Source organism: Streptomyces hilarionis (genome assembly GCF_024539675.1).
In the GTDB taxonomy this organism is placed as follows: Bacteria; Actinomycetota; Actinomycetes; order Streptomycetales; family Streptomycetaceae; genus Streptomyces; species Streptomyces hilarionis.
Map to the genome: position 1 here is coordinate 23,776 of NZ_JAHHIT010000086.1, position 18,887 is coordinate 42,662.

An 18,887-nucleotide genomic window follows, 5' to 3' on the forward strand; every position below is an offset into this window, starting at 1 on the left:
CTGCCGCCGTGGGACAGGGACATCGAGAACGGTACAGCGTTCCCGGCGACGGCTCGACGGGGTTTTGCCCGGCTGGGCGTGCGCCGGACGCCGGACCGGCCGGCGGGGAGCGATCCCCCGCCGGCCGGTCCGGGCCATGGGTGCTTACACCCGCGGCTTCTCGCGCATCTCGTACGTCGCGATGACGTCGTCGATCTTGATGTCGTTGAAGTTTCCGAGGTTGATACCGCCCTCGTAGCCTTCGCGGATCTCGGTGACGTCGTCCTTGAAGCGACGCAGGCCCTCGATGTTGAGGCTCTCCGCGATCACCTTGCCGTCGCGGATGAGGCGCGCCTTGGTGTTGCGCTTGACCTCGCCCGAGCGGATGAGGACACCGGCGATGTTGCCGAGCTTGGACGACTTGAAGACCTCGCGGATCTCCGCCGTACCGAGCTCGAACTCCTCGTACTCCGGCTTCAGCATGCCCTTCAGGGCCGCCTCGATCTCCTCGATCGCCTGGTAGATGACCGAGTAGTACCGGACGTCCACGCCCTCGCGCTCGGCCATCTGCGCCGCGCGGCCCGCCGCGCGGACGTTGAAGCCGATGACGATGGCGTCCGAGCCCATGGCCAGGTCGATGTCCGACTCCGTGACCGCACCGACGCCGCGGTGCAGGACGCGGATGTCGACCTCTTCGCCGACGTCCAGCTGGAGCAGGGAGGACTCGAGGGCCTCCACCGAACCGGAAGCGTCACCCTTGATGATCAGGTTCAGCTGCTGGACCTCGCCGGCCTTCAGCGCGGCGTCCAGGTTCTCCAGGGAGAACCTGCGCGTGCGCTTGGCGAAGGCGGCGTTGCGCTCACGCGCGGCACGCTTCTCGGCGATCTGGCGGGCGGTGCGGTCCTCGTCGACGACGAGGAAGTTGTCGCCCGCACCCGGGACGTTGGTCAGGCCCAGGACCTGGACCGGCGTCGACGGGCCGGCCTCGGCGACGTTGTTGCCGTTGTCGTCGAGCATGGCGCGCACGCGACCGTAGGCGTCGCCCACGACCATCGTGTCGCCGACCCGCAGGGTGCCTCGCTGGACGAGGACCGTCGCCACGGCGCCGCGGCCGCGGTCGAGACGGGACTCGATCGAGATGCCCTGCGCGTCCTGGTTCGGGTTGGCCCGCAGGTCGAGCGAGGCGTCGGCGGTGAGGACCACGGCCTCCAGCAGCGAGTCGATGTTCAGACCCTGCTTGGCGGAGATGTCGACGAACATCGTGTCGCCGCCGTACTCCTCGGCCACCAGACCGAACTCGGTGAGCTGACCGCGCACCTTGGTCGGGTCGGCGCCCTCGACGTCGATCTTGTTGACCGCGACGACGATCGGGACCTCGGCCGCCTTGGCGTGGTTGAGCGCCTCGACCGTCTGCGGCATGACGCCGTCGTTGGCCGCGACGACCAGGATCGCGATGTCCGTCGACCGGGCACCACGGGCACGCATGGCGGTGAACGCCTCGTGACCCGGGGTGTCGATGAAGGTGATCGCGCGGTCCTCTTCGTTGACCTGGGTCGAGACCTGGTAGGCACCGATGTGCTGGGTGATGCCGCCGGCCTCGCCCGCGATGACGTTCGTCTTGCGGATGGCGTCGAGCAGTCGGGTCTTGCCGTGGTCGACGTGACCCATGACGGTGACGACCGGCGGACGGACCACCAGGTCCTCGTCGTCGCCCTCGTCCTCGCCGAACTCGATGTCGAAGGACTCGAGCAGCTCGCGGTCCTCCTCCTCGGGGCTGACGATCTGAACCGTGTAGTTCATCTCGCCCGCGAGGAGGTGCAGCGTCTCGTCGGAGACCGACTGCGTGGCCGTGACCATCTCGCCGAGGTTCATCATCACCGCGACGAGCGACGCCGGGTTGGCGTTGATCTTCTCGGCGAAGTCGGTGAGGGAGGCGCCGCGCGACAGGCGAATGGTCTCGCCGTTGCCGCGGGGCAGCATCACGCCGCCGACCGACGGGGCCTGCATGGCCTCGTACTCCTGGCGCCTCTGCCGCTTCGACTTGCGACCGCGACGCGCGGGACCGCCGGGACGACCGAAGGCGCCCTGCGTGCCACCACGGCCACCGGGACCGCCGGGACGACCGCCGAAGCCGGGACGGCCACCGCCGCCGCCGAAGCCGCCGCCGCCACCGGGACCACCGGGACGACCGGCGAAGCCGCCGCCGCCGCCGGGACGGGCGCCGCCGCCACCGGGACCGCCGGGACGACCGGCGAAGCCGCCGCCGCCACCGGGACGACCGCCGCCGCCGGGACGACCCGCACCGCCGGGACCGCGGCCGCCGGGGCCGCCGCCGGGACGCGGGCCCGCAGCGGGACGCTGCGGCATCATGCCGGGGTTGGGACGCGGACCGCCGCCGGGACGGGGGCCGCCGGGGCCCGCACCCTGGGGACGGGGCATGCCGCCCGGGCTCGGACGCGCTCCGCCCGGAGACTGCGGACGGGGACCGCCGCCCTGGCCACCGGGGGCCTGGGGACGGGGACCGGCGCCGGGAGCACCCGGGCCGCCGGGACGCGGAGCGCCCTGCGGACGGGGCGCCTGCGGACGCGCCATGCCGGCGTTGCCGCCGGACGTGAAGGGGTTGTTGCCCGGACGCGGACCGGCCGGACGGGCACCGCCCGGACGGGGGGCGCCGGAACCGCCGGGACGCGGACCCTGGGCCGCGGCCGGACGCTGACCGCGGTCGCCACGCTCACCGCGGTCGCCGCGGTCCTGACCCTGACCGGGCGCGGGACGGCCCGGACGGGGCGCGCCGGGGCGCGGGCCCTGGGCGGCCGGACGGGCGGCGGGCTGCGCCGGACCCGAGGGGGCCGGAGCGGACTGGGCGGCCGGAGCGGCCGGCGGAGCGGTGAACTCCGGGGCGGCCGGGGCCGGACGCGGCGCGGGCCTGGGGCCCGGCGTCGGACGCGGGCCGGAGGCGGCCGGCGCGGGGGCCGACGGAGCGGCCGGCGCGGCCGGAGCCGCGGGCGTCTGCGCCGCCGGGGGCTTGGGGGCGGCCGGCCGCGGAGCGGCCGGGCCCGGACGGGCCGCCTGCGCCGGAGACGGCGCCGCGGGCCTGGGGGCAGCCTTGCGCGGGGCGGGCTTCGCGGACCTGCCGCTGCCACCGCCCTGGAAGGCGTCAGTCAGTTTGCGGACAACGGGCGCTTCGATGGTCGAAGACGCCGAACGGACGAATTCACCGAGTTCCTGGAGCTTGGCCATGACGACCTTGCTCTCCACCCCGAACTCCTTGGCGAGTTCGTATACCCGGACCTTAGCCACTTCGCTCCTTTTAGGTCCGGGTGTGTCCGGACCGTCGCTACTTCATGGGCGTACTCATCGCGTGCTCATCGAGTGCTCATCGCAATCTCGACCTACTTCCAACTCGCGGGGTACCAGAGCCGCACGGGGGTCCCGTGCGACGCCTTCTTACGGTGTCGCCTGATCGGCAACGGTCGTCTGCTCGACGTACTGGCGCAACGCGTTCGTGTCGAGCGCTCCCGGGGCTCGCAACGCCCTCGTGAACGCCCGGCGGCGCACCGCCTGGTCGAGACAGACCGAGGCGGGATGCAGATACGCACCCCGGCCGGGCAGCGTACCGCGATGATCGGGGACGCATGCGTCCTTGATCGCCACGATGCGCAGCAGCTCCGTCTTGGCCGCCCGCTTCCGGCACCCCACACAGGTGCGTTCAGGGCATGCTCCGGCTTGCGTCCGGCCAGACACAGTTAAGTCTACCTCCCCGTGCCGACCTCACCCCTATGGGGCAGGAATCGAACACGTGCTGTGACGTACTCTGACGTGATCTCAGCCACCTGAGGCCGAGATCTATTCCTGCGGCTGTTCGGTGTCCGGACGGATGTCGATGCGCCAGCCGGTCAGCCGGGCGGCGAGCCGGGCGTTCTGCCCTTCCTTGCCGATCGCCAGGGACAGCTGGTAGTCCGGCACGGTCACGCGCGCGGAACGGGCCGCGAGGTCGACGACCTCCACCTTGGAGACCCGGGCCGGGGACAGCGCGTTGGCCACCATCTCGGCCGGGTCGTCGGACCAGTCGACGATGTCGATCTTCTCACCGTTCAGCTCGCCCATCACGTTGCGCACCCGGCCGCCCATCGGGCCGATGCAGGCGCCCTTGGCGTTCAGACCCGAACGGGTGGACCTGACGGCGATCTTCGTGCGGTGACCGGCCTCGCGGGCGATCGCGGCGATCTCGACGGAGCCGTCGGCGATCTCCGGCACCTCCAGGGCGAAGAGCTTCTTCACCAGGTTGGGGTGCGTCCGCGAGAGGGTCACGGACGGGCCGCGCACGCCCTTCGCCACCCGGACGACGTACGAGCGCAGGCGCAGGCCGTGCGCGTACGTCTCGCCGGGGACCTGCTCCTGCACCGGCAGGATGGCCTCCAGCTTGCCGATGTCGACGAGCACGTTTTTCGGGTCGCGGCCCTGCTGGACCACGCCGGTGACGATGTCGCCCTCACGGCCGGCGTACTCGCCGAGCGTCGCGTCGTCCTCGGCGTCGCGCAGGCGTTGCAGGATGACCTGCTTGGCCGTGGTGGCGGCGATGCGTCCGAAGTCCGACGGGGTGTCGTCGAACGTGCGGGGCTCCTGCCCCTCGTCGAGGTCCTCGGGGTCCTCCTTCGCCCACACGGTCACGTGCCCGGTCTGCCGGTTGAGCTCCACGCGCGCGTGACGGCGGCTTCCCTCGGTGCGGTGGTAGGCGATGAGGAGGGCCGACTCGATCGCCTCGACCAGCAGGTCGAAGGAGATCTCCTTCTCCCGTACCAAGCCCCGCAGGGCGCTCATGTCGATGTCCACGGCTACGCCTCCTCTTCCTTCTCGTTCTCGTCGTGCTTGTCCTTGCGGTTGAACTCCACCTGCACGCGCGCCCGGTCGACGTCGCCGAAGGCGAGTCTGCGGGCGGTGGCCTTGCGGCCCTTCACGCCCGGCACCTCGACGTCGATTCCTTCGTCGTCCACCTGGAGGATCCGGGCGACCAGTTCTCCGCCGTCGGTCAGCTGGAACCGCACCAGCCGGTCCGTGGCGCGCACGTAGTGGCGGTGTTCGGTGAGGGCGCGCTCCGCGCCGGGGGTGCCGACCTCGAGGGTGTACTCCCCCTCGCCCATCGCGTCCGTCTCGTCGAGCTTCGCCGAGAGCGCGCGGCTCACATCGGCGATCGCGTCCAGGTCGGCTCCGGTGTCGGAGTCGACGACCACGCTCAGCACCCGCTTGCGTCCGACGGAGTCCACGGTGATCTCTTCGAGATCCAGTCCCTGGGAGGCGACGAGCGGTTCCAGGAGCTCTCGCAGCCTCTCGCTCTGGGTGGTGCTCATCCGGGTGACTCCTCGGCCGCGTGTGCTGTTGTGGGACGGTGCGCGTGTCTGGTCAAAGGGTATCCGGTCGCAGGGTGTGTTGCCGTCCACCTGTGCACGGAGGGTGGCCAACCCTCGCGCACACGGTGCCGCTGAGCGGCGGGGGCGGAACGCGCGGGTACGGTGATCACGGGCCTGCGCCCTTCGTGGTGTTTCTTTCGTACGAGTTCCCGAGGACGTCCGCCGTGCCGCTCTCCCTCCCCTCGCGTGCCCCGTCGGGACCGCGCAGAAGATCCCTGCTCGCGTCCGCCGCGGGAGCGGCGCTGCTCGCGGGCTGCTCGTCGGGCGCCGACGGCGGCGAGGAGGGCGGCGCGGACGCGAGCGGCAGCCCGCGGGTCACCGAGCGGGCACGCGCGCGGGCGGCCGCGGACAGCGACGCCCTGGTGGCGCGCTACGACGCCGTCCTGGCCGTTCATCCGGGGCTGGCGGGGCTGCTGGGGCCGCTGCGGGCGGAGGTCGTGCGGCATGTGGAGGCGTTCGGCGGGGTCCGCCGGGCGTCCCCGTCGCCGTCCGCCTCCCCCACCGGGTCGACGGACGCCTCCCCCACCGGGTCGCCGGCCGGTTCGTCCACGGGCTCGGTCGCGGCTTCGCCGTCCTCGGCGGCCGCGTCCCCCGTCCCGGTGGTCGAGAAGGACGCCCTGGCGCAGCTGGCCGCCGCCGAGCGGACGCTGGCCGACCGCAGGGCCGCCGAGCTGGCGGGGCTGCCCGGTGAACCGGCCCGGCTGCTCGCCTCCGTGGCGGCGGCCGGCGCGGCCCACGCCTTTCTGCTGACGGAGGGGACGCGATGAGCGAGAAGGCCGGCGCGGAACTGACGGCGTTGCAGGCGGCGCTGGCCGCCGAGCATGCCGCCGTCTACGGCTACGGGGTCGTGGGCGGGCGCATCGGCGAGGCCCGCCGCGCCGAGGCACGGGCCGGCTACGACACGCACCGGGCGCGCCGTGACGCGCTGGCGCGCGAGGTGCGGGCGCTGGGCGCCGAGCCGGTCGCGGCGAGCGCCGGGTACGCGCTGCCGTTCGCGGTGCCGGACTCCGCCGCGGCGGTGCGGCTCGCCGCCGAACTGGAGAGCCGGGTGGCCGGGGTGTACTCGGACCTCGTGCGGGCAGCCGGTGACGCACGGCGCCGGGAGGCCGCGGCGGCGCTGCGGGAGGCGGCGGTCCGCGCGGTGCGCTGGCGCGGCAGCAGCGTAGCCTTCCCTGGTCTCGCGGAGCGGGACGGCACGGATCCGGCCACGGGCTCGGCGCCCGCCACGACGGCGGCGCCGGCCGCGCCCCCGGCGGCCGTGTCGCCGGCGGCCACGGGGTGACCGACGGCTCGGCCGGAAGCACGGAAGGGGACGACTCGCGCATGGCTTTCGCACCGCCGCAGCGCCTGGTCAAGGCGCTCGGTGAGACGGCGCCGGACGGGGACGGCTGGCTGGAGGAGCTGCCGGAGACGGTCCGGAGGGCCGTCGCCCTGCGCGAGCTGACCGTGGACCGGGTGCAGGTGCCGGGCGGCAGGTCCAGCCTGGTGATGCTGGTGCGCCGGGCGGACGGGACGCCGGCCGTCCTGAAGCTGGCCCCGCCGCGTTTCCGCCCCGAGGCCGAGCGGGCCGCGCTGGCGCACTGGGACGGCCTGGGCGCCGTGCAGACGCTGGACGGGCCCGGGACGGCGGGCGCCCTGCTCCTGGAGCGGCTGCACCCCGACGTGTCGGTGCGGTCCCTGCCGGAGGCCAAGGCGTTGCTGGAGGCGGCGGGGACGCTGCGTCGGCTGTGGGTGGAGCCGCCCGCCGGTCAGGTCTTCGAGACGGTGGCGGAGCGGACCGGCCGCCAGGCCGAGGCGATGCGGAGCAGCGCGGCGGTCTCCGGGGCGGCGGTCGCGGCTCTGGTGGACGAGGCGCTCGCCGCCCGCGAGGCACTCGTGGGAACGGCGCCGGAGGTGCGGCTGCTGCACGGCACGTTCCGGCAGAGCAAGGTGCTGGCGGCCGAACGGTCGCCCTGGCTCGCGGTGGGCCCCGATCCGGTGGTCGGGGAGTGCGCCTTCGACCTGGCGCGGCTGGTGCGCGACCGGGTGGAGGATCTGATCGCCTCCCCCTCGGGGCCGGCGACCACGCGGCGCCGGGTGCGCAAGCTGGCGGAGTCGCTGGAGCTGGACGGCGAGCGGGTACGCGGGTGGACGCTGTTCCGGGCGGTGGAGTCCGGGGTGCGGGCGCTGCGCGTCGGACGCCCCCGCGACGCCGAGCTCCTGCTGGAGTTCGCCGGCTGGCTCTGACGGCGGCCCCGTCGGCAGCCCCGCACCCGGGCCGACGCCCTCGGCGGGGCCCGCCGACGGCACGGCGTCGGCGCACCACGCCGGGGCGGAACCCCGGACACCCTGCCGACGAGCCCACCTGCCGGGCCCGGGCATCGGCGTCGAGGCCCGGCACACAGCGTCGGCCCACAGCGCGGCGCCCCGGCAGCAGCCCCACGCGCACGCGCGCGAGCCGGCACTCCGGCAGGGTCCGCGGTGGCCGTTCCCCTCGGCGGCGGTGCGCGGGCGCGGCTGCCTCGGGGAACGGCCGGTGAGAGGTCCGCCGGGGCGGCCCCGCGCCCTGTCAGCCTCTCGGGAGCGGCTCGTGCGTCACGCGGTGAGGCGGGCGATCGCCTCGTCCACCGTGAGCTCCTCGCGCTCGCCGGTCCTGCGGTCCTTCAGCTCCAGGACGCCCTCGGCGGAGCGACGGCCCGCCACCAGGATCTGCGGCACGCCGATCAGCTCGGAGTCGGTGAACTTCACGCCCGGGGAGACGCCGGCCCGGTCGTCGACCAGGACGCGCAGTCCGGCCGCGCGCAGCTTCTCCGAGACCTCCAGCGCCAGCTCGGTCTGGAGGGCCTTGCCGGCGGCGACCACGTGCACGTCGGCCGGGGCGACCTCCGCGGGCCAGCACAGGCCCTTGTCGTCGGCGGTCTGCTCGGCGAGGGCGGCGACGGCGCGGGAGACGCCGATGCCGTAGGAGCCCATGGTGACGCGGACCGGCTTGCCGTGCTGGCCGAGGACGTCGAGTTTGAGGGCGTCGGCGTACTTGCGGCCCAGCTGGAAGATGTGGCCGATCTCGATGGCGCGGTCCAGCTTCAGGCCCGTGCCGCACTTCGGGCAGGGGTCGCCCTCCTGGACGACGACGACGTCGACGTACGCGCCGACCTCGAAGTCACGGCCCGCGACGACGTTCTTCGCGTGCGTGCCCTCCTTGTTGGCGCCGGTGATCCAGGAGGTGCCGGGCGCCACGCGCGGGTCGGCGATGTAGGCGACCTTGTCGCCGAGGCCCTGCGGACCGACGTAGCCGCGCACCAGGTCGGGGCGGCCGACGAAGTCCTCGGCGGTGACCAGTTCGACGGCGGCCGGCGCGAAGTGCGCCTCGACCTTGCCGAGGTCCACCTCGCGGTCGCCGGGCACGCCGACGGCCACGATCTCGCCGTCGACCTTGACCAGCAGGTTCTTCAGCGTGGCGGAGGCCGGGACGCCGAGGTGGGCGGCGAGGGTCTCGATGGTCGGGGTGTCCGGGGTGGGGATCTCCTCGAGCGCGGCGACGCCGTCGGCGTCGACCGGCGCCAGCTCGTAGGTGATGGCCTCGGTGTTCGCGGCGAAGTCGCAGTGGGGGCAGTCCGCGAAGGTGTCCTCGCCGGCCTCGGCCGGGGCGAGGAACTCCTCGGACTTCGAGCCGCCCATGGCGCCGGCGGTCGCCGCGCAGATGCGGTAGTCGAGGCCGAGGCGCTCGAAGACGCGCTGGTAGGCCTGGCGGTGCAGGGCGTAGGAGTGGGCGAGGCCCTCGTCCTCGGTGTCGAAGGAGTAGGAGTCCTTCATGAGGAACTCACGGCCGCGCAGGATGCCGGCGCGCGGGCGGGCCTCGTCGCGGTACTTGTTCTGGATCTGGTAGAGGATCACCGGCAGGTCCTTGTAGGAGGACGCCTGGTCCTTCACCAGCAGGGTGAAGATCTCCTCGTGGGTGGGGCCGAGCAGGTAGTCGCCGCCCTTGCGGTCCTGGAGGCGGAACAGTTCGGCGCCGTACTCCTCCCAGCGCCCGGTCGCCTCGTACGGCTCCCGGGGCAGGATGGCGGGGAGCAGCACCTCCTGGGCGCCGATCGCGTCCATCTCCTCGCGCACGATGCGCTCGACGTTGGAGAGGACCTTCTTGCCGAGGGGCAGCCAGGACCAGATGCCGGCGGCGGTGCGACGGACGTAGCCGGCACGGACGAGGAGCTTGTGGCTGAGGACCTCGGCGTCCGCCGGGTCGTCGCGCAGCGTCTTCGCCATCAACTGGGACATGCGCTGGACCGGTGCGTTGGCCATGGTTGTCGTACTCCTGCCGATGGGGTACCCCCGCTCGAACGACGCCGGGAGCGGAGGAGGGTGATGGCTAGGAGGTTAGCCGGGAGCCCGGCGTGCCCGGAAATCGGTTATTGCGGCCGCGCGAGCGGAAGCGGGGCGCCCATCACCGCGTAGGGGCGGGGGGCGCTGGGGAAGAGGACGCGGCGGGCCAGGTCCCGGTAGCCGAGGGAGCGGTACAGGGCCCGTGCGGGGCTCTCCGTGTCGATGGCGGAGAGGATCGAGCGGGGCTCGTCCGCGGTGTCGGTGATCGTGGTGATGAGGGCCCGGCCCGCTCCGCGGTTCTGGTACGCGGGGTGGACGTGGAGCTCGGTGATGACGAAGGAGTCGTCCAGCCAGTGCTCGTGGTGCTCGGCGCGCAGATAGGGCTGGACGACGGTGGACCACCAGTGGGTGCGGTCGTTCGGCATGCCGTAGACGAAGCCGGCGAGACGGCCCTCGGCCGTCGTCGCGCCGAACGCGCGGGCGCCCGGGTTGGTCATGTGGCGCAGCACGATCTGGCGTCGGACGGCGACTTCGTCGGGGCCGAGCCCGAACGCGACGGCCTGGACGGCCAGGGCCTCGTCCACGTGGGCGGGAAGGTCCAAGGGGCCGATCACGAGGTCCATGACGGGAGCCTACAGGGGCGTCAGAAGAGCACGCTCGTGAAGGCGCCGACCTCCTGGAAGCCGACCCTCTCGTAGGTCCGGCGGGCCGCGGTGTTGAAGTCGTTCACGTAGAGGCTCACGACGGGGGCGACGTCCGCCAGGGCGTAGCGCAGGACCGCCGCCATGCCGGGGGCGGCCAGGCCCTGTCCGCGGTACTCGGGGGCCACCCACACGCCCTGGATCTGGCAGGCCTGGGACGTCGCCGCGCCGATCTCCGCCTTGAAGGCGACCCTGCCCCGCTCGTCGAGGCGGGCGAACGAGCGGCCGGAGCCGACGAGTTCGGCGACCCGGGCCTGGTAGAGCAGTCCGCCGTCGCCGGCCATCGGGGAGACTCCGACCTCCTCGGTGAACATCGCCACGCACGCGGGCATGATCGTGTCCATCTCGTCCTTGCGGACGCGGCGGACGTAGGGGTCCGGGGCGACGTCGTCGGGCATGCGGTCGGTGACCATGAGGGGCTGGCGGGCGCGGACCTCGCGGGCCGGGCCCCAGTGGGGTTCGAGGAGGCGCCACAGCTGGGTGGTGGGCTCGGCGGGGCCGACGATCGAGGAGCAGCGGCGGCCGGCGCGGCGGGCCCGGTCGGCGAAGGCCCGCACCGCGCGCGGGGTGGCGCAGATGGGGACGAGGTTGGCGCCCGCGTAGCACAGGGAGGTCAGCATGCCGTCCTCGTACCAGCCCCACATCTCGCCGCCGAGGCGCCACGGGTCCAGGCCCGCGACCTGGACGCGGGACGTCACGAAGGCGTTGGCGACCGGCTCGCGGTCGAGGACGGCGAGCGCGGCGTCCAGGTCGCTCGGTTCGAGGACCCGGGAGGTGGTCTGGGTCAACACGCGCGGGGCCTCACACTCAGGTCTGCTGATCTCCGCACTGTACCCGCGGAAGCTTTGGCGTGCCGCCCCGTGTTCAGGCTGCGTTCGCGCGCGGGGGCCGTGGGCTTGTGGTGCCGTCCACCGGGGGCTGCCGCCCCCCGGCCGCCGGACGGCCGGACGTCGTAACCGGCCCGTCCGGCGGGGGACGCTCGCGTCCCGGGTGCGTCAGCCCGCGACCGACACGGACGGTTCGCCCGAGGCGATGCCCGCCTCTTCCATCTGCTCGGCCAGCTTCATGGCTTCCTCGATGAGGGTCTCCACGATCTTCGACTCGGGGACGGTCTTGATGACCTCGCCCTTGACGAAGATCTGGCCCTTGCCGTTGCCGGAGGCGACCCCGAGGTCGGCCTCGCGGGCCTCGCCGGGACCGTTGACGACACAGCCCATGACCGCGACCCGCAGGGGCACCTCCATGCCGGTCAGGCCGGCGGTGACCTCTTCGGCCAGCTTGTACACGTCCACCTGCGCACGGCCGCAGGACGGGCAGGAGACGATCTCCAGACCGCGCTGCTTGAGGTTCAGCGACTCCAGGATCTGGTTGCCGACCTTGACCTCCTCGACCGGAGGGGCCGACAGGGAGACGCGGATCGTGTCGCCGATGCCCTGGGAGAGCAGCGCGCCGAAGGCGACGGCCGACTTGATCGTGCCCTGGAACGCGGGACCGGCCTCGGTCACACCGAGGTGCAGCGGGTAGTCGCACTGCGCGGCGAGCTGCCGGTAGGCCTCGATCATGACGACCGGGTCGTTGTGCTTGACCGAGATCTTGATGTCGCGGAAGTCGTGCTCCTCGAACAGGGACGCCTCCCACAGCGCCGACTCCACCAGCGCCTCCGGGGTCGCCCTGCCGTACTTCTGGAGCAGCCGGCGATCCAGCGAACCGGCGTTGACCCCGATCCGGATCGGCGTGCCGTGCTCCTTCGCCGCCTTGGCGATCTCCCGGACCTTGTCGTCGAACTGCTTGATGTTGCCCGGGTTCACCCGCACCGCCGCACACCCCGCCTCGATCGCGGCGAACACGTACTTCGGCTGGAAGTGGATGTCCGCGATCACCGGGATCTGCGACTTGCGCGCGATCGTCGACAGCGCGTCCGCGTCGTCCTGCGTCGGACACGCCACCCGCACGATCTGACAGCCCGACGCCGTCAGCTCCGCGATCTGCTGCAACGTCGCACCGATGTCCGACGTACGCGTCGTCGTCATCGACTGCACCGACACCGGGGCGTCTCCGCCGACCGCCACGGAGCCGACCTGGATCTGCCGGCTCTTGCGGCGCTCGGCGAGCTTGGTCGGAACGGACGGCATGCCGAGAGAAATCGCAGTCATCTGCTGTGCAACCCCAAGTCGTGGATCATGGCCCAGGTCCCGTCTTCAGGCGGGTTCCAGGCTTCGAGATTACGGCACCGGCCGGGGCGCGGGCACTTCCGCTCCCGCGAACCACCCGGGCGGGGCACCCGGGGGGTGTCCGGCACATGAGCGTGACGGCGCGGACGTGTGTCGGACGCCCCTGACGGTCGTCGAAGCCGTGGGACGCGGGACGGCCCGGCACGGGGAGCGTGCCGGGCCGTCCGGGGACGCCGGCCCCGGGGGCCGGTGCGGACCTGCTACGAGATCTTGACCGGGTTGACCACGTCCGCGATCAGGACGAGCACGGTGAAGCAGATGAAGATGCCCGCCACCACGTACGCGACCGGCATCAGCTTCGCCACGTCGAACGGGCCCGGGTCCGGCCGGCGCAGGACCCTGGCCGTGTTGCGGCGCAGCGACTCCCACAGGGCGCCCGCGATGTGCCCGCCGTCGAGCGGCAGCAACGGGAGCATGTTGAACAGGAACAGGGAGAGGTTGAAGCCGGCCACGAGCATCACGGCCAGGGCGAGCTGCTGCGAGGCCGGGATGTCCAGGGTGAAGATCTCGCCGCCGACGCGGGCCGCGCCGACCACGCCCATGGGCGAGTCGGGCTCGCGGGGCGCGCCGTCGAAGGCCGCGTTCCACAGGGCCGGGATCTTGCCGGGGAGGGCGGCGAGGGAGTCGACGGCCTCGCCCACCCGGTCGGTCATCCAGGACACGGAGTCGCCGAAGTCCTGCTTGACGACGCCGTTGGCCGCGCTGAAGCCGAGGAACCCGGCCTTGACGAACTGGCCCTGGACGTACGCCCCGCTGGAGTCCTTCTTGGCGACCATGTTGGTGGCGATCTTCGCGTGCAGGGTCAGTTCGCTGCCCTTGCGGTCGACGACGATGGCGACGTCCTTGCCGGCGCTGACCCGGATCAGGTCGGACAGGGTGTCCCAGTCGTCCGTCTTCCGTCCGGCGAAGGAGACGATCCGGTCGCCCGGCTTCATGCCGGCGGCCGCGGCCGGGGAGGCCGGGTCGGAGGGCTTGCACGCGTCGCGGTTCTGGCTCTGGGCGATGACGCAGGGGGAGACCGAGCTGACGCTGGTGGTCTGCTGGGAGATGCCGAAGCCCATCAGCACGGTGAGGAACAGCGCGACCGCGAGGATCAGGTTCATGAACGGTCCGGCGAACATGACGATGACGCGCTTCCACGGCTTGCGCGTGTAGAACATGCGCGTCTCGTCGCCCGGTTGCAGTTCCTCGTAGGCCGCCGAGCGGGCGTCCTCGATCATGCCGCGCCACGGCGAGGTGGAGCGGGCCGTGATCCGGCCGTCGTCGCCGGGCGGGAACATGCCGATCATGCGGATGTAGCCGCCCAGCGGGATCGCCTTGACGCCGTACTCGGTGTCGCCCTTCTTCCGCGAGAAGACGGTCGGGCCGAAGCCGACCATGTACTGCGGGACCCGGATGCCGAAGAGCTTCGCCGTGGACAGGTGCCCCAGCTCGTGCCAGGCGATCGAGAACAGCAGCCCCGCCGCGAAGACGACTATGCCGAGGATCATCATCAGGGCTGTCATGCACGCGCCTCCGCGGTAGCCGTCAGTTCTTGGGCCCGGGCCCGTGCCCAGGTCTCCGCTTCGAGGACGTCCGACACGGTCAGTGAAGTTCCCGTCACCGGCGTGCCGTGCTCGTGCACGACCCGGGTGACGGTCTCCATGATGCCGTTGAACGGCAGCGCGCCGGTGCGGAACGCCTCCACGCACTCCTCGTTTGCCGCATTGAACACTGCCGGGGCCGTGCCCGCGAGCTCGCCCACGTGCCGGGCGAGGCCCACCGAGGGGAAGGCCTCGTCGTCGAGGGGGAAGAACTCCCAGGTCGACGCGGTGCTCCAGTCGAAGGCGGGCGCCGCGTCCGGGACCCGCCCGGGCCAGCCGAGGCCGACCGCGATGGGCCCGCGCATGTCGGGGGGCGTCGCCTGCGCCAGTGTCGATCCGTCCGTGAACTCAACCATCGAGTGGACATACGACTGCGGGTGGACGACCACCTCAATGCGCGAGAAGGGAATGTCGTAGAGCAGGTGCGCCTCGATGACCTCCAGGCCCTTGTTGACGAGGGTCGCGGAGTTGATCGTGATGACCGGGCCCATGGACCAGGTGGGGTGGGCGAGGGCGTCCTCGACCGTGACGTTCGCCAGCTGCGCCCTCGTCCGGCCGCGGAAGGGGCCGCCGGAGGCGGTGACGACGAGCTTGCGCACGTCGGACCGGGTGCCGGCGGCGAGGCACTGGAAGAGGGCCGCGTGCTCGGAGTCCACCGGGATGATCTGCCCCGGCTCGGCGAGCGCCTTGACCAGCGGGCCGCCGACGATGAGCGACTCCTTGTTGGCGAGCGCGAGGGTGCGGCCCGCCTCCAGGGCGGCGAGGGTGGGCGCGAGGCCGATCGAGCCGGTGATGCCGTTCAGCACGGTGTGGCAGTCGGAGGCGGCGAGCTCGGTGGCCGCACCGGGACCCGCGAGGATCTCGGGCAGCGGCTCCGCGGCGCCGTACTGGGCGGCCAGCGCCTCGCGCAGGGCGGGCACGACGTCCTCGCGGGCGACCGCGACGGTCCGCACGCGCAGCCGGCGGGCCTGCTCGGCGAGGAGGGCGACCCGGCCGCCGTTGGCGGACAGGCCGCTCACCCGGAAGCGGTCCGGGTTGCGCAGCACGAGGTCGATGGCCTGGGTCCCGATCGAGCCGGTGGAACCGAGGATCACCACGTCCTTGGGGCCGTCGCCCACGACGGGGTCGTAGACGCGGTGCGGGTCGGCGAGGGGGGCTGGACTGTCGCTCATCCCCCCATTGTTGCCGCAACGGGAAGGCGGCCGGACAGGGCGTCCCCCTGGGGGACGCCCCACGGCCCGGCCGCCCGGGACCCGTGTTCGAGGGATCACCTGATCGGGCGGTGGACGTTCTCCCGCTCGCTCGGACCGGGGGTCGCGTCGGCGATCCACGGAGCGTCCCCGGACAGGTCGACGACGCCCTGCTCCAGCCACTCGTAGGCGCCGGCCATGACGCCCTTGACGACCTTGCGGTCCAGGTCGTCGGTGTTGTGCCACAGGCGCGCGAAGAGTTCGTCGACGCGGATGCGGGACTGCCGGCAGAACACGTCGGCCAGCTGGTAGGCCTCGCGGCCGTTCTCGCCGCGCGAGCGCAGCAGTTCGGCGCGCACGCAGGCCGCGCTCATCGCGAACAGCTCGGCGCCGATGTCGACGATCCGGCCGAGGAAGCCCTGCTTGGTCTCCATCCGGCCCTGCCAGCGCGACATGGCGTAGAACGTGGAGCGGGCGAGCTTGCGGGCATGCCGCTCGACGTGCCGCAGGTGCGGCGACAGGTCGACGCCGGCGTGCTTGAACTCCGCGTACGAAGACGGCAGTTGGCCCGGCCCGGCGACGAGCTTGGGCAGCCACTTGGCGTAGAAGACACCGGCGTTCGCGCCCGCCCTCGCCTTGTCCTGGAGGGACTTGTCGGGGTCGATGAGGTCGCCGGCGACCGTGAGGTGGGCGTCGACGGCCTCACGGGCGATGAGGAGGTGCATGATCTCCGTCGAGCCCTCGAAGATGCGGTTGATCCGCAGGTCGCGCAGGACCTGTTCGGCGGGGACGGCCCTCTCGCCGCGGGCGGCGAGGGACTCCGCCGTCTCGAAGCCGCGGCCGCCGCGGATCTGGACGAGTTCGTCGGCCATCCGCCAGCCCATCTCGGAGGCGAAGAGCTTCGCCAGCGCGCCCTCGATGCGGATGTCGTTGCGGTCCTCGTCGGCCATCTGCGAGGACAGGTCGAGCACCGCCTCCAGGGCGAAGGTGGTCGCCGCGATGAAGGAGATCTTCGCGCCGACCGCCTCGTGGTGGGCGATCGGCTTGCCCCACTGCTCGCGGGCCGCCGACCACTCGCGGGCGATCTTCAGGGACCACTTGCCGGCGGCCACGCAGGACGCCGGCAGGGAGAGCCGGCCGGTGTTCAGCGTGGTCAGGGCGATCTTGAGGCCGGCGCCCTCGGGGCCGACACGGTTCGCGGCCGGGACCCGGACCTGGTGGAAGCGGGTGACGCCGTTCTCGATGCCGCGCAGGCCCATGAAGGCGTTGCGGTGCTCGACGGTGATGCCGGGCGAGTCCGACTCCACGACGAAGGCCGTGATGCCGCCCTTGTGCCCCTCGCTCTTCGGGACGCGCGCCATGACGACCAGCAGGTCGGCGACGACGCCGTTGGTGGTCCACAGCTTCACGCCGTCGAGGACGTAGTCGTCGCCGTCGGGCACCGCGCTGGTCGCCAGGCGCGCCGGGTCGGAGCCGACGTCCGGCTCGGTGAGCAGGAAGGCGCTGATGTCGGTGGTGGCGCAGCGGGGCAGGAACTTCTGCTTCTGCTCGGGGGTGCCGAACATCTTCAGCGGCTGCGGAACGCCGATCGACTGGTGCGCCGACAGCAGCACCCCGATGGCGGGGCTGGCGGAGCCCACCAGGGCCAGCGCCTTGTTGTAGTACACCTGGGTGAGGCCGAGGCCTCCGTACTTGGGGTCGATCTTCATGCCGAGGGCGCCGAGCTCCTTGAGCCCGCGCACGACCTCGTCGGGGATGCGGGCCTCGCGTTCGATGCGGGCCGCGTCCACCTGGGTCTCGCAGAAGTCGCGGAGCTTGGCGAGAAACGCCTCGCCCCGCCGGACGGCCTCGTCGGAGGGGACCGGATGCGGGTGGACGAGGTCGAGGCGGAAACGGCCCAGGAACAGCTCCTTGGCGAAGCTGGGCTTGCGCCAGTCCTGTTCCCGGGCGGCCTCGGCGACCTGACGGGCCTCACGCTCGGTGACGGTGGGTTTCTTGAGGGGTGGTGCGGACATGAGGCTCACCTCGCCGCGAATCGGGATCTCGGACCACATTGGTTACCGATGGGTGCTACCCGATCGTTGGTACCCGATCCGGGCCGCGGTGGCCACCCCACGCGCGCGCCTTCGAGCCGCCGCGCGGCGCGGTGGCCGGGCCCGCGGGCACCGCGCCCCGGCGTCCCACGGGCGTCCCGCGGTGTCCGCGCGCGGACCGGACGGGGCGCCGTGCGCGGGCGCTCGGCCTGCGCCGAACGGGTGGGCGACGCCCGCGGCCCGTTCCCGTACTCTTCTCCATCCGGTCGCCGCAACTCGCCGTCGAAGCGCTTCGACAACCTATGGACACCCACCCGCGCTGAAGCTACTGTCGAACCACCCCCACCCGCCCCTGTTCACCACGCGCACTGTCGAAGCGCTTCACAAAACTTGGAGAGCTGGATGGTCACCCTCGCCGAGGTCGCCCAGCACGCCGGAGTCTCGGCGAGCACGGTGAGCTATGTCCTCAGTGGCAAGCGGTCCATCTCCACGACCACCCGGCAGCGCGTCGAGCAGAGCATCCGGGAGCTCGGCTACCACCCGAACGCGGGCGCGCGCGCCCTGGCCAGCAGCCGGTCGAACATCATCGCGCTGATGATCCCGCTGCGGACCGACATCTACGTGCCGGTGATGATGGAGATCGCCATCGCGGTGGCCACCACGGCCCGCACCCACGGCTACGACGTGCTGCTGCTCACGGGCGAGGAAGGGCCCGACGCGGTCCGCCGCGTCACCGGCAGCGGGCTCGCCGACGCGATGATCCTGATGGACGTCGAACTCGACGACGAGCGGCTGCCGCTGCTGCGCTCCACCGACCAGCCGTCCGTGCTGATCGGCCTGCCGGCCGACACCTCCGGTCTGACCTGCGTCGATCTGGACTTCGGGGCGACGGGCGCGTTGTGCGTGGAGCACCTGGCCGCGCTCGGTCACCGCGACGTCGCCGTCATCGGCGAGGCCCCGGCGGTCTACGAACGCCACACCGGCTTCGCCGAGCGCACGCTCGACGGGCTGCGCGGCCGGGCGAGGGAACTCGGCCTGCGGCTGCTGCACCGCCCGTGCGAGGGCGGTTACGACGCCATGGCCGTGACCCTGGCCCGGATCCTCGACGAGCGTCCGGGCACCACCGGCTTCGTCGTGCAGAACGAGTCGGCGGTGGAGCCGCTGCTCGCGCTGCTGCGCCAGCAGGGCCGGGCCGTGCCGGAGGACGTCTCGGTGGTGGCGATCTGCCCCGACCAGGTCGCCGTCCAGGCCTCGGTGCGGCTGACCTCCGTGGCCATCCCCGCGCAGGAGATGGGCCGGCACGCGGTGGAACGCCTGGTCGCCAAGCTGGAGGGGCGCGGCGACGACGAGGTCGTGCTGATCGCGCCCGAGCTGACGGTCCGGGCGAGCACCGGACCGGTCCCCGTCACCACCTGAGCCCCGAGCCCGCTCCCCTCACCACCCGAGCCCCAGCCCGCTCTCCC

General features: G+C 72.7%; 15 protein-coding genes. 4 read left to right on the forward strand and 11 right to left on the reverse strand.

Annotated features, from left to right (window positions below; translation table 11 throughout):
- Positions 1 to 144 precede the first annotated feature (144 nt).
- The 4 genes from infB to rimP form a co-directional block, all read right to left on the reverse strand.
- Positions 145 to 3,279, reverse strand: a complete 3,135-nt coding sequence (infB, locus tag KMS84_RS41125; RefSeq protein ID WP_256918086.1) for a translation initiation factor IF-2 — start codon at positions 3,277 to 3,279, stop codon at positions 145 to 147.
- Between the two features lie 147 nt (positions 3,280 to 3,426).
- The gene (locus tag KMS84_RS21785; protein ID WP_256918087.1) at positions 3,427 to 3,723 is read right to left on the reverse strand and encodes a YlxR family protein; all 297 of its coding nucleotides are present in this window, start codon (positions 3,721 to 3,723) and stop codon (positions 3,427 to 3,429) included.
- Between the two features lie 102 nt (positions 3,724 to 3,825).
- Positions 3,826 to 4,812 (reverse strand): transcription termination factor NusA, encoded by a 987-nt coding sequence (nusA, locus tag KMS84_RS21790; RefSeq protein ID WP_256918088.1) that lies wholly within the window; start codon positions 4,810 to 4,812, stop codon positions 3,826 to 3,828.
- A 2-nt stretch (positions 4,813 to 4,814) separates the two neighbouring features.
- Complete coding sequence (rimP, locus tag KMS84_RS21795; RefSeq protein ID WP_256918089.1) at positions 4,815 to 5,327, reverse strand: ribosome maturation factor RimP; 513 nt, start codon at positions 5,325 to 5,327, stop codon at positions 4,815 to 4,817.
- 224 nt (positions 5,328 to 5,551) lie between these two features.
- Between rimP and KMS84_RS21800 the strand changes: the two genes are divergently transcribed.
- The 3 genes from KMS84_RS21800 to KMS84_RS21810 are packed head-to-tail and all read left to right on the forward strand — an operon-like array spanning position 5,552 to position 7,613.
- Positions 5,552 to 6,154 carry a hypothetical protein gene (locus tag KMS84_RS21800; RefSeq protein ID WP_256918090.1) on the forward strand — a complete coding sequence of 201 codons (603 nt, stop codon included), beginning with the start codon at positions 5,552 to 5,554 and terminating at the stop codon, positions 6,152 to 6,154.
- Complete coding sequence (locus KMS84_RS21805) at positions 6,151 to 6,669, forward strand: ferritin-like domain-containing protein (protein WP_256918091.1); 519 nt, start codon at positions 6,151 to 6,153, stop codon at positions 6,667 to 6,669. The genes KMS84_RS21800 and KMS84_RS21805 overlap by 4 nt, the downstream gene beginning before the upstream one ends.
- A 41-nt stretch (positions 6,670 to 6,710) precedes the next feature.
- Positions 6,711 to 7,613 (forward strand): aminoglycoside phosphotransferase family protein, encoded by a 903-nt coding sequence (locus KMS84_RS21810; RefSeq protein ID WP_256918092.1) that lies wholly within the window; start codon positions 6,711 to 6,713, stop codon positions 7,611 to 7,613.
- 348 nt (positions 7,614 to 7,961) lie between these two features.
- Here the strand turns inward: KMS84_RS21810 and KMS84_RS21815 are convergent, their stop codons facing one another.
- From KMS84_RS21815 to KMS84_RS21845, 7 genes are all read right to left on the reverse strand, one after another.
- Positions 7,962 to 9,665: a proline--tRNA ligase gene (locus KMS84_RS21815; protein ID WP_256918093.1), complete on the reverse strand. Its 1,704-nt coding sequence runs from the start codon at positions 9,663 to 9,665 to the stop codon at positions 7,962 to 7,964.
- A gap of 107 nt (positions 9,666 to 9,772) precedes the next feature.
- On the reverse strand, positions 9,773 to 10,309 hold the full coding sequence (locus KMS84_RS21820; protein WP_256918094.1) for a GNAT family N-acetyltransferase: 537 nt from the start codon (positions 10,307 to 10,309) through the stop codon (positions 9,773 to 9,775).
- A gap of 20 nt (positions 10,310 to 10,329) precedes the next feature.
- On the reverse strand, positions 10,330 to 11,178 hold the full coding sequence (locus KMS84_RS21825) for a GNAT family N-acetyltransferase (protein ID WP_256918095.1): 849 nt from the start codon (positions 11,176 to 11,178) through the stop codon (positions 10,330 to 10,332).
- Positions 11,179 to 11,382: 204 nt separating this feature from the next.
- On the reverse strand, positions 11,383 to 12,540 hold the full coding sequence (gene ispG, locus KMS84_RS21830) for a flavodoxin-dependent (E)-4-hydroxy-3-methylbut-2-enyl-diphosphate synthase (RefSeq protein WP_256918096.1): 1,158 nt from the start codon (positions 12,538 to 12,540) through the stop codon (positions 11,383 to 11,385).
- Between the two features lie 278 nt (positions 12,541 to 12,818).
- Positions 12,819 to 14,123 carry a M50 family metallopeptidase gene (locus tag KMS84_RS21835; protein ID WP_256918097.1) on the reverse strand — a complete coding sequence of 435 codons (1,305 nt, stop codon included), beginning with the start codon at positions 14,121 to 14,123 and terminating at the stop codon, positions 12,819 to 12,821.
- Entirely contained in the window at positions 14,120 to 15,373 is a 1,254-nt protein-coding gene (dxr, locus tag KMS84_RS21840; RefSeq protein WP_256918098.1) for a 1-deoxy-D-xylulose-5-phosphate reductoisomerase, read from the reverse strand. The genes KMS84_RS21835 and dxr overlap by 4 nt, the downstream gene beginning before the upstream one ends.
- 95 nt (positions 15,374 to 15,468) lie before the next feature.
- Positions 15,469 to 17,406, reverse strand: coding sequence for an acyl-CoA dehydrogenase family protein (locus tag KMS84_RS21845; RefSeq protein WP_256918099.1), 1,938 nt, complete (start codon positions 17,404 to 17,406; stop codon positions 15,469 to 15,471).
- 420 nt (positions 17,407 to 17,826) lie between these two features.
- Between KMS84_RS21845 and KMS84_RS21850 the strand changes: the two genes are divergently transcribed.
- On the forward strand, positions 17,827 to 18,840 hold the full coding sequence (locus KMS84_RS21850; protein ID WP_256918100.1) for a LacI family DNA-binding transcriptional regulator: 1,014 nt from the start codon (positions 17,827 to 17,829) through the stop codon (positions 18,838 to 18,840).
- The last annotated feature ends 47 nt before the right edge of the window (positions 18,841 to 18,887 follow it).